The following is a 13,586-nucleotide window of genomic DNA, read 5'->3' on the forward strand; positions in this document are numbered from 1 at the left end:
AAACATCATGAATTTTTGGCATTCTCGTGTCATATGTCACAAACAAACCAGATGATCACAACGTAAACCAAAACTGCCGTTTGATTTGACAAAGAGTGTATACAGATGAATGCCCGTTAGATGAGACAATGACGATACATACACACCCTTTAAGCATGACATTCTTTAACAAAGAGGAGAGAGGGAACATGACCAAAACAGATGTACAAATGTTGAAAAATTATATTGGCGGACAATGGATTGAGGCAGAAACAAGTCAAACAGAATCAGTGTATAACCCAGCTACTGGCGAAATCATCGCGGAAGTGCCGCTTTCAACAAAAACAGATGTTGAACGTGCGGTACAAGCAGCACAGGAAGCGTTTACTACTTGGTCTAAAACTGCTGTTCCCCGGCGTGCACGCATTTTATTTAAATACCAGCAGTTACTCGTTGAGAACTGGGATGAGCTGGCTGAACTCGTAACGATTGAAAACGGAAAAAGTGTAACAGAGGCAAAAGGAGAAGTGCAGCGCGGGATTGAATGTGTGGAATTTGCTGCGGGCGCACCGACGTTAATGATGGGAAAACAGCTGCCAGATATTGCGACTGGACTTGAATCAGGCATGTACCGCTATCCCATTGGCGTCATCGGCGGCATTACGCCATTTAACTTTCCAATGATGGTTCCATGCTGGATGTTCCCGCTTGCCATTGCCTGCGGAAATACATTTGTTTTAAAACCTTCAGAACGAACTCCTATTCTTGCGGCACGGTTAGCTGAGCTGTTTGAAGAAGCGGGTCTTCCAAAAGGTGTTCTCAACATCGTCAATGGAGCTCACGATGTCGTCAACGGCCTGCTTGAACATCAAAAGGTCAAAGCCATATCATTTGTCGGCTCTCAGCCAGTCGCTGAATATGTCTATAAAAAAGGAACGGAGCATGGCAAACGTGTCCAAGCACTTGCAGGCGCAAAAAATCACTCCATTGTCCTTAAAGATGCGGATTTAGACGCGGCAACGAAACAAATCATCGGGGCTGCCTTTGGATCAGCAGGAGAGCGCTGCATGGCTGCAGCCGTTGTCGCAGTGGAAGAAGAAGTGGCTGATGAGTTGATTCAAAAATTAGTGGATGAATCAAACGAGCTCGTCATTGGAAACGGGATTAATGAAGACGTCTTTCTTGGACCAGTCATTCGAAAGGAACATAAAGAACGAACGCTTCAATACATCCAGTCAGGGATTGAAGAAGGAGCAAGCCTCATTCGTGATGGCCGGCAAGACCACGAAACAAATGGAGAAGGGTATTTCGTCGGACCGACGATCTTTGATCATGTCACAAATCAAATGAAAATTTGGCAGGACGAGATTTTCGCCCCAGTCTTATCAATTGTCCGTGTTTCTTCATTAGCAGAAGCCATCGACCTGTCCAATCAATCAAAATTTGCGAATGGTGCCTGTCTGTATACGGACAGTGCATCAAGCATAAGAGAGTTTCGCGAAAACATCGAAGCGGGCATGCTCGGTGTAAACATCGGTGTACCCGCACCAATGGCATTCTTCCCGTTTTCCGGCTGGAAGGATTCTTTCTACGGGGACTTGCATGCCAATGGAACAGACGGAGTGGAGTTTTACACAAGAAAGAAAATGGTCACCGCTCGTTATATGTAAGCTATATGCAATGAATCATAAGAAGAAAAAATGCAGCCCCAGCATGGGAGACTGCATTTTTTGTTGTCTTCTAGTCAAAAAGTAAGGGTTTTCATCATGATTACTGCAAGGATTTACACTAGAAATCATTCTTTATATTCATTCTTCATCAGTACCTCTCAACATATTTTGAAATTGGGCCTAAACCCCAATATTAGGAAGATGAAAACAGGAGGAAATGAAACGATGAGGACGAGGATGAAGTGCGGCGTTGGTTTATTGATTCTTGCTTTGGTACTGAGCTTTTTACCGGTATATGATGCGAGTGCGGCAAGCACAACAATTGCAAAACGTGTAGGAAATGCCAACCCGCTCATAGACCACCACTTGGGCGCTGATCCATTTGCGCTCACCTATAACGGAAGAGTGTACATTTATATGTCGAGTGATGACTATGAATATCACAGCAACGGAACGATTAAGGATAATTCTTTTGCCAATTTGAATAGGGTCTTTGTCATCTCTTCAGCAGATATGGTGAACTGGACAGATCATGGCGCGATTCCAGTAGCTGGGGCAAATGGAGCAAATGGCGGCAAAGGAATTGCCAAATGGGCAGGTGCTTCCTGGGCTCCATCAGCAGCGGTGAAAAAAATCAATGGGAAGGATAAATTTTTCCTTTATTTCGCGAACAGCGGCGGAGGGATTGGCGTTCTGACAGCAGACTCCCCCATCGGTCCATGGACAGATCCTATCGGAAAAGCACTCGTCACGCCAAATACACCAGGGATGTCCGGGGTTGTATGGCTTTTTGATCCTGCCGTTTTTGTAGATGATGACGGCACTGGTTATCTATATGCCGGCGGAGGTGTTCCAGGCGGTTCTAATCCAACGCAGGGACAATGGGCGAATCCTAAAACAGCAAGAGTTCTAAAACTAGGACCTGATATGACAAGTGTGGTAGGCAGCGCATCAACCATTGATGCTCCTTTTATGTTTGAAGATTCGGGGATGCATAAGTATAACGGAACCTATTACTATTCCTATTGCATCAACTTTGGCGGCTCCCACCCAGCAGATAAACCACCTGGTGAGATCGGTTATATGACGAGCTCAAGTCCGATGGGTCCCTTCACGTATAGAGGGCACTTCCTGAAAAATCCGGGTGCATTTTTCGGGGGAGGCGGTAACAACCATCATGCTGTGTTCAATTTTAAAAATGAGTGGTATGTCGTGTATCATACCCAAACGGTCAGCTCTGCTTTATACGGATCAGGAAAAGGCTACAGATCTCCGCATATTAATAAGCTTGTGCATAATGGTGACGGTTCCCTTCGAGAGGTCGCAGCCAATTTTGAAGGGGTTAAACAGCTTTCCAATCTGAATCCTTATCAGCGTGTAGAAGCTGAAACATTTGCTTGGAATGGACGCATTTTAACAGAGGCATCTTCAGCTCCAGGCGGACCGGTCAATAACCAGCATGTCACAAACATTCAAAACGGAGATTGGGTGGCTGTCAGTAACGTCGATTTCGGATCAAACGGTGCGAGAACATTTAAAGCGAATGTAGCATCAAATGCAGGCGGGAAAATAGAAGTACGCCTCGGAAGTCCTGACGGCAGACTCGTCGGAACACTGAATGTCCCTTCCACAGGGGGAACAAATAACTGGCGAGAAGTAGAAACGGCAGTAAACGGAGCAGCAGGCGTGCACAACGTATTTTTTGTCTTTACTGGAACAGGTGCAAACCTATTTCAATTTGATTCATGGCAGTTTACTCAAAGGTAACTAGGAAAGACAAGATGATAGGAGAGTGGACGAATTTGATGTCAATGATCAAAAAACCAATCTGTACTTTATTGATCTGCTTCACTATGCTGTCTGTCATGTTTATCGGACCTGGCGTCACTGAGGTTTCAGCAGCAGATGCCAATATTAATATCAATGCGGAAAGACAAGTGATTCGCGGCTTTGGTGGAATGAACCATCCGGCTTGGATTGGTGATTTGACCGCACCTCAAAGGGAAACCGCCTTTGGCAATGGACAGAATCAATTAGGATTTTCCATTCTAAGAATTTTTGTAGATGAGAACAGAAATAATTGGCACAGAGAGGTCGCAACTGCCAAAAGAGCAATAGAGCATGGAGCTTTGGTGATCGCTTCACCTTGGAATCCTCCAAGCAATATGGTAGAGACATTCAACCGGAATGGTACATCTGCAAAGCGGCTCAGATACAATCAATACGCCGCATATGCTCAGCATCTGAACGATTTTGTGACGTATATGAAAAATAATGGCGTCAATCTCTATGCTATATCTGTACAAAATGAGCCCGATTATGCACACGAATGGACATGGTGGACTCCTCAGGAAATCCTGCGTTTCATGAGAGAAAATGCTGGCTCCATTAATGCCCGCGTGATCGCGCCAGAATCCTTTCAATACCTTAAAAATATATCAGATCCTATCCTAAACGATCCGCAGGCGCTTGGAAACATGGACATTCTCGGAGCCCATTTGTACGGAACCCAAATCAGCCAGCTTCCATATCCTCTTTTCAAACAAAAAGGAGGGGGAAAGGAGCTTTGGATGACAGAGGTCTACTACCCGAATAGCGATAACAATTCAGCGGACCGCTGGCCTGAAGCATTAGGAGTTTCAGAGCATATTCACCATTCGATGGTAGAGGGGGACTTTCAGGCATATGTTTGGTGGTACATCCGCAGATCCTACGGTCCTATGAAAGAAGATGGCCTGATCAGCAAACGCGGTTATAACATGGCGCATTTCTCCAAGTTTGTACGCCCAGGATACGTCAGAATTGATGCAACGAAAAGTCCTGAACCGAATGTTTTCGTATCAGCCTATAAAGGAAACAATCAGGTCGTCATTGTCGCGATTAACAAAAACAATACAGGAGTCAATCAGCACTTTGTGATGCAAAATGGAACTGCTTCACAAGCGTCAAGATGGATCACAAGCAGCAACAGCAACCTTCAGCCTGGTACAGACTTAAATATATCAGGTAATCAATTTTGGGCTCATCTCCCGGCTCAAAGTGTGACAACATTTGTGGTCAAACGCTAAAATGAATTGAATCACCAAAAGCCAATTTTCTCATTTCAAAAGAAAATTGGCTTTTTTTATGCAAATAGGAAGTTGATTTTTTCACTTTGTACTTACATTGGGTATAATAATGGCAATGACTTCAGGAGAGTGATCAATGTATGCCAAAGCTTCAAAGCAAAGTATTAATGATCGATGACGAAAAAGAAATCTTGGAATTAATTAACACTGTATTAACAAGAGAAGGCATTGATCGCGTCATAACTGCTTCAACTGCCCGTGATGGGCTTGCAAAATTTCATCAAGAACAACCCGACCTTGTCATACTTGATATTATGCTGCCAGACGGTGAAGGCTATGATATTTGCAGACAAATCAGAGAGACCTCCCATGTTCCGATTATCTTTTTATCAGCAAAGGGAGAGGAATCAGACAAAATTGTGGGACTTGCCATCGGCGGGGATGACTATATTACAAAACCGTTTAGCCCAAAGGAAGTCGCCTACAGGGTGAAAGCGCAGCTGAGACGGATCTCATACTTGCAGTCAACTCAAGCCGATCCAGTGATCAAAAAAGGGCCGTTTGAGTTAAACGAGCAGCAAGCAGAACTGACTAAAAATGGTGCGGTCATTGAGCTCACACCAAAAGAGCTTCTGATGATGACCTACTTCTTGCAGCATCCGAACCGCGTCATCAGTAAAGAAACGCTTTATCAAACCGTTTGGGGGGAAGACTTCTTCGGTTCTGACAATACGGTGATGGTTCATATCCGAAGACTTCGGGAAAAAATAGAGGATACTCCGTCAACACCAAAGTTTCTCGTCACCGTCAAAGGGCTTGGTTATAAATTTGTTGTAAAGGATGCGTAAAGATGAAATGGCGATTAACAGGCAGGTATATGGTCTCTGTCATTATCGTGACCATTATCACGGTCTTTATCAACTTATTCGGATTTATGATTTGGCTCGTACTTCAGGCAAACAGCCAGCATAACGAGGAAAATACACCCGAAACCTTCACAAGATCATTTGAACAATATGTCTCTTTTTCTGATCAAGGAATTTCCGTAAACAAAGAAGGGCAGAAAGCCTTAAAACAACAGAATGCATGGATTCAAATTTTAGACGAAAATGGCCAAGATGTGTATCATGCACGGGCACCTAAAGGATTAAAGAACAAATATACACCGATAGAAATCGTGAACTTACATAAATATAAAGATAAGCAATTATTATCGACCATTTATGCTGGCGGAAAAAAAGTAAAAGGCAAAGAATACAGCTACTTTATCGGATTTAAAGACCCTTCCATCGGAAAATACCTATTCTCGTTTGACACGAAGGACTTAGTAACAAGATTCAATATCGGGACGATGATTTTATTATCAATTGATGCCATCATAGCGTTACTCATTGGTTACTTATTCAGCCGGCAGCTCACAAAACCGCTCGGCCGTGCCATTCATAGCATCCAGCGGCTGGCAAACGGAGATTACACGACAAATCTGCCTGCTAAAGGAATTTATAAAGATGTCTTCTATAATGTCAATCACTTATCAGAGCAGCTCGCTTCAAGCAAAAAAGAAAAAGACAAACTAGAGCAAATGCGGGAAGAATGGATCAGCCATATTTCACATGATATCAAAACGCCGCTAGCTTCTATTCAAGGCTATGCAGAAATCATGAAAGATCCAAAGTATCCTCTTTCAAAGCAAGACATTAGACATTACGCGGGCATCATTGAGAATAAATCATTGTATATCAAAGATGTCATGGAGGATCTAAATTTAACAACAAGGCTGAAAAATAACGGCGTCATGCTCAATAAAGAGCTGGTCAACATTGTGTCACTGCTGCGGGAAACGTTAATCGATATTTTAAACGATTCAAGATATGCCGATCAGACGATTGAGCTTCAAACGAATGAAGACAAGCTCATGCTGAATATTGATAAAATCCTCATTCGAAGAGCGGTCACCAATCTGATTTTAAATGCCCTCGTTCACAATGATCCTGATGTGACGATCATTGTACAGCTTGAACAAAAAGAAAAAACCCTTATTACGATTAAAGACAACGGCAGAGGAATAGAAGAGGCAGAGCTGGAAAAAGTGTTTGACCGCTATTACAGAGGGACGAATACAGAAGTTTCGCATGCAGGCTCTGGTCTTGGGATGGCCATTGCAAAGGATATTATCGTCAAGCACGACGGGGATATCACAATCCGCAGCAGTGTAGGGAAAGGAACAACAATTGATATCCAACTACCAGCATGAAAACATACAAAAAAACGGTTCTGATCAACAACAGAACCGTTTTTTTCATCTATTATTTATTCTGAAAACACTTTGATGCCTTTCACAATGTTCCAAATGAAGAAGTAGATAGCAACAAGGAATGTTACTGCATATGTCGCAATTAAGAAAGGCCCCGCATGGCTGATATCTTTCATACCAAGTAAACCTGAACCAAGGATGCCAATACCAAAAATCAAATAAGGAATAATATGCGTCCATAATGATTTTTTCGCATGATATTTCACGTCGTCCTGACCTAAGAAATAGACGATAATTGGGAACAAAAATGGTGCGAAAAAGATACTGAAGTAACATAATGAAGACAAGACTTTATTTCCTTTCACAACGTTTCACCTCTATGATTTATTAACTACAAACCCATTGTACTACCTGAACCTTAACCTGTATTAATCCGAACCTTACAGCAACCTTAAACTTATTTACCTTTTAAAATAATTTATAAGCGACATACTATAATATAGGTATTTAAATCTATTTTACCGAAAAAAATAGTTGACTTTGGTTTATCCTGTGTTTACAATAAAGTCGTAACCGATGCAGGAGTGTTACTGATATCATCAGGCACCACCAAGTCAGGTAAACATGTTGTACATTTGTACGTTGTTTGCTGAGATTTTGGTGTTTTTTTATGCTTTTTTTAGCAGTTTTAGGTAAGGTGGGATGAAGATGTTCACCGTCGTTAAAGTTTTAAACAATAATATCGTATTAGCTCTAACAGACACTCAAAATGAAGTAGTTGTTTTTGGTACCGGAATAGGCTTTAAGAAGAAAAAAGGTGATACTCTTGATGAGAGCGCTGTCAGTAAGACATTTTATTCTGATCAGACGTCTCCATTAGAATCTCAACTTGCCGCTATCCCAACAGATATTCTTTTATTAACTGAAAAAATCATTCATATGGGCGAAGAGATGTTGAATAAAAAATTAGGTTCCAGCATGCTGTTTTCGCTATCTGATCATCTTACCTTTTCTATTCAAAGGCATCAAGAAAAAATGGAATATGAGAACCCGATCGTATGGGAAATTCCACATCTATATTTTCAAGAATATCAAATTGGGAAAAAAGCACTTAAAATTATTCAAAAAATGATGGGGATTACTTTTGAAGATACAGAAGCCTCACTCATTGCCCTTCATTTTGTAAACGCTCAAATAGATGGTCAGTCTATGGGAGATACGATCAAAATGACCCATCTCACGAAAGAAATCGTTAAGATTATTCAAAACATTTTCGAGATGGTATTAGATAAATCATCGATAGATTATTCGAGGTTTATCACTCATTTGAGATATTTTATTGTCAGACAAGAAACAAATCAACCGCCTCAGCAGATGGATGATTCATTAAAAGAATTAATTCAGGATCGTTATATGAAGAGCTATGCATGCGGTTTGATTATTAAAGAAATGTTAAAACGTGAATTTAATTGGAATGTCACAGAAGACGAACTTGTTTTTCTAGTCATTCATATTGAAAGAATCACAAAGAAACATCAACAGAATACTTGATTTCTTTTAGGCGTGTTATGAAAAAGCATTAACCTAAACAAATCTCCATTTAGAAGAATGGTCTTTCTAATGGTGGATTTTGTTTAGGTTTTTTTTGTGAAAATGAAGGGGTGAAGACATGAACACCAAAGAATTGGCGCAAGAAATTATCAAATTAATCGGCGGAACCGGCAATATATCTCAAAGCTGGCATTGTATTACGAGGCTGAGATTTAATATCAACGATGAAAAACAGGTAAAAGTAGATGAACTGAAAACAGTAGATGGAGTGCTCGGAGCGCAATTCCAAAGCGGTCAATTCCAAGTCATTATTGGAGCAAAAGTTGCAGAAGTCTATGAGGAAATCGACCAATTGATTGGTGACAGCAGCAATGATTCTTCTACTGCTAAAAATACGTCAAAAATGAATCCAATTGAAGTCGTATTCGATGTCATTAGCGGAATTTTCACACCGATTTTGCCGGCGATTGTTGGTAGTGGATTGATTAAAGGGATCATGGCCTTGTTCGTTAGTTTAGGCTGGCTGACGGAAAAAAGCTCTACCTATGCTGTACTACAAATCTTTTCAAATGCTGTCTTTCACTTTTTACCTTTCCTCATTGCTTATTCTGCAGCGAAGAAATTTAAAACACGAGAATCTCTCGCGATGGCACTCGCTGGGATTTTATTATATCCGACGATGGTGGAAGGGGCAGCAAAAGGGGCAGATCCACTTAGTTTTTTAGGATTGAGTATTCCATTAAATAATTATACTTCTTCCGTTTTACCGATTATTTTAGGAGTACTGCTACTTAGCTTTATTGATAAGTGGATAACGAAAGTCATTCCAAAATCCTTAAGCATCGTATTTACACCGGTACTGAGCTTAATGATCACAGCGCCTCTTACACTAGCTTTCATAGCGCCTATTGGAAACGTTTTCGGTCAGTATTTAGAGATCTTTTTCACTTCTTTATTCCATTTTGCTGGACCGATTGCAGGTTTATTAATGGGAGGCCTCATGCCTTTAATTGTGCTAACTGGGATGCATTACGCATTCTTCCCTAGCACGTTTGCCAGCTTTGAAAAAGTTGGATACGATGTCATGCTGCTTCCGATGAACTTTATTGCCAATATGGCACAAGCAGGCGCAGTTTTAGGTGTCATCATTCGCACGAAACGAGTAGAAACGAGGTCTTTGGCAATATCAACATTGCTTCCGAGTTTCTTTGGTATTACAGAACCAGCCATTTATGGAGTCACACTGAGATTGAAAAAGCCTTTCTATGCTTCATTAATTGGCGGCGCAGTTGGCGGATGTTTTTATGGTTTATTTTCAGTCAAAACGACAGCATTTTCAATTCCAGGTATTACATCTCTGCCAACCTACATTATGAAAGGCACAAACAATTTCCAGCTCGCTTTAATTGGAATAGCGCTGAGCTTTTTGGTCTCACTGCTTGTCACTATGTTCCTTGGTTTCAAGGAACCTGCTACAAAAGATGAAGATCAGCCGAAAAAACAGAAAAAGTCATCTGAAAATCCAGAGAATGCAGTCAATCAACAAGCTGCCAGACAAGTAAACCCTTATGAAGTACAAGCACCTATAACTGGTCAGGTCGTCCCTTTATCTGAAGTCAATGACGCCGTCTTCTCAAGTGAAATGATGGGCAAGGGAGTAGCGATTATGCCTGATAAGGGGGTGGTACAAGCGCCGTTTTCCGGAAAAGTAGTAACCGTTACACCTACTAAACATGCAATAGGTTTGGTTTCAGATGATGGGATTGAATTATTAATACATGTAGGGATTGATACCGTCAGCCTAAATGGTCAATTCTTTGAGGTGTTGGTGGAAGAAGGAGATGAAATCAACATCGGGGATCATTTATTATCATTTGATATAGAAGGAATTCAATCAAAAGAATTAAATGTCGTGACACCTATTATCGTCACTAATTCCTCGAAGTACCTGGATGTCATCCATACAGGTGACTCTTATGTCAACGCAGGAGAAAATAAACTCTTAATGCTCATTCATTAATCATAAATAGAAGGGATGATTGAAATGAAAGAATTAAAAAAAGGTTTTTCAGATAATTTTCTATGGGGTGGCGCAACAGCTGCCAATCAAATAGAGGGCGCATATTTAGAAGGCGGGAAAGGGCTTTCAACTTCAGACTTCGCGGCATATAAAGATCCCTATGCACAAGGAAAAGTAAACAACTTTACATTCGATGTTAGTTCAGCTGAACTAAACAAATACAAGGAAAATCCTGATGCATTTGATTTCCCAAAAAGACGCGGAATTGATTTTTATCATCGTTATGAAGAAGATATCGCACTGTTTGCAGAAATGGGATTTAAAGTCTTTCGTTTGTCCATCTCATGGGCAAGAATCTTTCCAACAGGTTTAGAGAACAAGCCGAATGAAGAAGGGTTAGCTTTTTACGATAAAGTATTTGATGAATGTGCGAAATATGGAATTGAACCGCTAGTAACGATGTCTCATTATGAAATGCCGATTACCTTAACAGAGAAATATAATGGATGGATGAGTAGAGAGCTTGTCCCATTGTTCGAAAAATACGCACGTGCGATTTTAGAAAGATATAAAAACAAAGTGAAATATTGGATTACGTTTAATGAAATGAATATGAACCTCAATAGTCTTTATACAGGTGCTGGCATTTTAGAGGATTTAGTAGACCATAAATTACAGGCTGCTTACCAAGCGTCTCACCATCAATTTGTGGCAAGTGCATTAACAGTGAAGGCAGCGAAGGAAATCATTCCAGATGTCCAAATTGGCTGTATGATTAACCAAATTGAAGCCTATGCAAAAACAACAAAACCAGAGGATCAGCTGCAGGCAGTTAAATCGAATCAATTGAATATGTTCTATCCTGATGTTCAAGCTAGAGGCGAATATCCAACATACATGGTGAAATACTTTGCTGATAATCAAATCAAGCTGGATATTGAAGAGCAGGATGAACAAATTTTGAAAGAGGGCACTGTTGATTTTGTTGCGATCAGCTACTATATGTCACACGTAGCAGAAGCGCGTGAAGATGCCGCTGAGCTAGCGGGTACGTTTGACAGCCCAATTAAAAATGAACACTTGGAATTATCACAATGGGATTGGCCGATCGATCCAATGGGTCTGCGCATTTCATTAATTAAACTGTATGACAGATACCAAAAGCCTTTATTTGTTTGTGAAAATGGACTTGGCGCAAGAGATACATTGACACAAGATGGAAAAATCCACGATGATTATCGAATTGATTATTTGAAAAAACATATTGAACAGATGAAAGAAGCAGTAAAAGAAGGTGTTGACTTAATGGGATACACACCTTGGGGCTGTATTGACTTAATCAGCTGCGGAACATCTCAAATGACTAAACGCTATGGTTTGATCTATGTGGATCAAGACGACCTAGGAAATGGTACACTGAATCGTTACCGTAAAAATTCATTTTTCTGGTACAAAAATGTAATTGCATCAAATGGAGAAGACCTATAAAAGCAGATTGAATGATGAAAAACACCATCTCAGGGCGCCTTAACGGGCTCAAGCGATGGTGTTTTATTTTTCACGAAAACATCTCTTGACCTTGAAGTATAGTTCAACCTTTATAATGTAATTATAGTAAAACAAAATCACGAAAAAGGAGTAACAATGGAGTTGATGACTAGAGGTGAACTTGCCAAACAAACTGGAATAAGCCCTGCCGCAATTCGTTACTATGAAGAACACAACATTTTACCTGTCCCGAGACGCCGTTCGAACGGTTATAGACTATACACAGAAGATTACATTGTGAAAATTCAATTGATCAAAGATGCCAAATCATTGGGTTATTCACTAAAGGAAATAAAAGAAATATTGGAAATGCTGAGTCAAGACATAGAACTAGATACTTTAAAAAGAATTGTAAAACATAAACATGAAGAAATTGAAAAGAAAATTAAAAGCCTGCGCCTCATTCAAGACCTTTTATCTAACTTATTAAAGACTCCTGAGAAAGAAGTACAAGTGTATCTCAAATCATTTCGTGTGATGAATGAGGATGACGAATAAACATATCTGCTTAAAGGAGAGAAAATAAAATGAGTGTCGAAATTTTTAACGGAGAACGTTCTGAAGAAAGTATTCAATTTGAAACATTATTCACGTCCCAAAGTAATAAAGAGAGTTTTGCTAGTGTCGAAAAAACCAAAAGCTTTCTAACTCAAATAGAAAATATTAAGCCTTATGCAATCGGAGATGATGTGAAATTAGTGAGTGAAATAAAGGAGCAAATTTTCGAAGGAATGCAGGTTTTCACATTGAATAACCAAATGTCGCAAAAGCAAAAGGTGATTCTCTATATACATGGTGGTGCTTGGGTAAATCAGCCTCTTAATTTCCATTGGTGGTACATGGATAAAATGGCTCAATCCCTTAATGCCAAAGTGGTCGCTCCTATATATCCTAAATTACCTCATTATAGCTACCAAGATACCTATCCAAAAATCTTAAATCTATATAAAGAAATACTAAAAACGGTTGAGAGTACCGATCAATTAACAATTATGGGAGATTCAGCGGGCGGAAATATCTCACTTGGCCTGGCGCATCTCTTAAAGATGGAAGGTCTGCCGCAGCCGAAGGATATTATTTTATTATCTGCATGTGTTGATATGAGTTTAAGCAATCCCCTTATATCTGAATATGCCGATAAAGATCCCATTCTAGCGCCAGAAGGAATAGATGTCATTACAAAAATGTGGGCAGCAGATAAAAAGGTAACTGACCCATTAATCAGTCCAATTCATGGGGACTTTCATGGTCTTGGGAAGATCACTCATTTTATTGGAACACATGATATTTTATATCCAGATGCACTAAAGCTTGATGAAAAGCTAACAGAACAAGGAATTGACATGAAAACCTTTGTTTATCCAGAAATGTTGCATGTGTTTGTTGTCATGCCAATCCCTGAGGCACAAGATGCTCAGGAAAAAATCATTCAGGTGATAAATAGTTAGGTCTTTTTCACACATCAAAATGCTCTGACTTAAATATTCGAAAAAATA

11 protein-coding genes are annotated in these 13,586 nt (G+C 40.2%); 10 read left to right on the plus strand and 1 reads right to left on the minus strand.

The annotated features are described in order from the left end of the window. Window positions 1–188: 188 nt before the first annotated feature. The 5 genes from V6Z54_RS17195 to V6Z54_RS17215 all read left to right on the plus strand — a co-directional run bounded on the left by V6Z54_RS17195 (window position 189) and on the right by V6Z54_RS17215 (window position 6,971). Window positions 189–1,649, plus strand: a complete 1,461-nt coding sequence (locus tag V6Z54_RS17195; protein ID WP_064498531.1) for a CoA-acylating methylmalonate-semialdehyde dehydrogenase — start codon at window positions 189–191, stop codon at window positions 1,647–1,649. Window positions 1,650–1,874: 225 nt separating this feature from the next. After that, the gene (locus V6Z54_RS17200; RefSeq protein WP_073979519.1) at window positions 1,875–3,416 is read left to right on the plus strand and encodes a glycoside hydrolase family 43 protein; all 1,542 of its coding nucleotides are present in this window, start codon (window positions 1,875–1,877) and stop codon (window positions 3,414–3,416) included. Between the two features lie 35 nt (window positions 3,417–3,451). After that, window positions 3,452–4,717: a glucuronoxylanase gene (locus V6Z54_RS17205; protein WP_041085186.1), complete on the plus strand. Its 1,266-nt coding sequence runs from the start codon at window positions 3,452–3,454 to the stop codon at window positions 4,715–4,717. A 140-nt stretch (window positions 4,718–4,857) separates the two neighbouring features. Further along, entirely contained in the window at window positions 4,858–5,565 is a 708-nt protein-coding gene (locus V6Z54_RS17210; RefSeq protein ID WP_041085185.1) for a response regulator transcription factor, read from the plus strand. 2 nt (window positions 5,566–5,567) lie between these two features. Beyond that, complete coding sequence (locus V6Z54_RS17215) at window positions 5,568–6,971, plus strand: HAMP domain-containing sensor histidine kinase (protein ID WP_218677477.1); 1,404 nt, start codon at window positions 5,568–5,570, stop codon at window positions 6,969–6,971. Between the two features lie 56 nt (window positions 6,972–7,027). Here the strand turns inward: V6Z54_RS17215 and V6Z54_RS17220 are convergent, their stop codons facing one another. Continuing rightward, window positions 7,028–7,336 carry a DUF4870 domain-containing protein gene (locus tag V6Z54_RS17220; RefSeq protein WP_041085183.1) on the minus strand — a complete coding sequence of 103 codons (309 nt, stop codon included), beginning with the start codon at window positions 7,334–7,336 and terminating at the stop codon, window positions 7,028–7,030. A gap of 343 nt (window positions 7,337–7,679) precedes the next feature. On the opposite strand from V6Z54_RS17220, the gene V6Z54_RS17225 reads away from it, so the two are divergent. The 5 genes from V6Z54_RS17225 (at window position 7,680) to V6Z54_RS17245 (ending at window position 13,538) form a co-directional block, all read left to right on the plus strand. Further along, window positions 7,680–8,522 carry a PRD domain-containing protein gene (locus V6Z54_RS17225; protein WP_041085182.1) on the plus strand — a complete coding sequence of 281 codons (843 nt, stop codon included), beginning with the start codon at window positions 7,680–7,682 and terminating at the stop codon, window positions 8,520–8,522. A 118-nt stretch (window positions 8,523–8,640) separates the two neighbouring features. Next, a complete protein-coding gene (locus V6Z54_RS17230) occupies window positions 8,641–10,542 on the plus strand; it encodes a beta-glucoside-specific PTS transporter subunit IIABC (RefSeq protein ID WP_338527530.1) in 1,902 nt (633 codons plus the stop codon). Between the two features lie 24 nt (window positions 10,543–10,566). Beyond that, on the plus strand, window positions 10,567–12,030 hold the full coding sequence (locus tag V6Z54_RS17235) for a family 1 glycosylhydrolase (RefSeq protein ID WP_175297145.1): 1,464 nt from the start codon (window positions 10,567–10,569) through the stop codon (window positions 12,028–12,030). A gap of 156 nt (window positions 12,031–12,186) precedes the next feature. Then, window positions 12,187–12,588 (plus strand): MerR family transcriptional regulator, encoded by a 402-nt coding sequence (locus V6Z54_RS17240; RefSeq protein WP_039178999.1) that lies wholly within the window; start codon window positions 12,187–12,189, stop codon window positions 12,586–12,588. A gap of 29 nt (window positions 12,589–12,617) precedes the next feature. Then, a complete protein-coding gene (locus V6Z54_RS17245; protein ID WP_041085179.1) occupies window positions 12,618–13,538 on the plus strand; it encodes an alpha/beta hydrolase in 921 nt (306 codons plus the stop codon). Window positions 13,539–13,586 lie beyond the last annotated feature (48 nt).

The organism is Bacillus sp. MAG717A (genome assembly GCF_036884855.1).
Taxonomy (GTDB): domain Bacteria; phylum Bacillota; class Bacilli; order Bacillales; family Bacillaceae; genus Bacillus; species Bacillus safensis.

Coding starts and splice junctions, on each gene's coding strand:
- V6Z54_RS17240 (WP_039178999.1), top strand. CDS start 12,187: ATGGAGTTGATGACTAGAGGTGAACTTGCCAAACAAACTGGAATAAGC.
- V6Z54_RS17195 (WP_064498531.1), top strand. CDS start 189: ATGACCAAAACAGATGTACAAATGTTGAAAAATTATATTGGCGGACAA.
- V6Z54_RS17235 (WP_175297145.1), top strand. CDS start 10,567: ATGAAAGAATTAAAAAAAGGTTTTTCAGATAATTTTCTATGGGGTGGC.
- V6Z54_RS17200 (WP_073979519.1), top strand. CDS start 1,875: ATGAGGACGAGGATGAAGTGCGGCGTTGGTTTATTGATTCTTGCTTTG.
- V6Z54_RS17215 (WP_218677477.1), top strand. CDS start 5,568: ATGAAATGGCGATTAACAGGCAGGTATATGGTCTCTGTCATTATCGTG.
- V6Z54_RS17210 (WP_041085185.1), top strand. CDS start 4,858: ATGCCAAAGCTTCAAAGCAAAGTATTAATGATCGATGACGAAAAAGAA.
- V6Z54_RS17225 (WP_041085182.1), top strand. CDS start 7,680: ATGTTCACCGTCGTTAAAGTTTTAAACAATAATATCGTATTAGCTCTA.
- V6Z54_RS17245 (WP_041085179.1), top strand. CDS start 12,618: ATGAGTGTCGAAATTTTTAACGGAGAACGTTCTGAAGAAAGTATTCAA.
- V6Z54_RS17230 (WP_338527530.1), top strand. CDS start 8,641: ATGAACACCAAAGAATTGGCGCAAGAAATTATCAAATTAATCGGCGGA.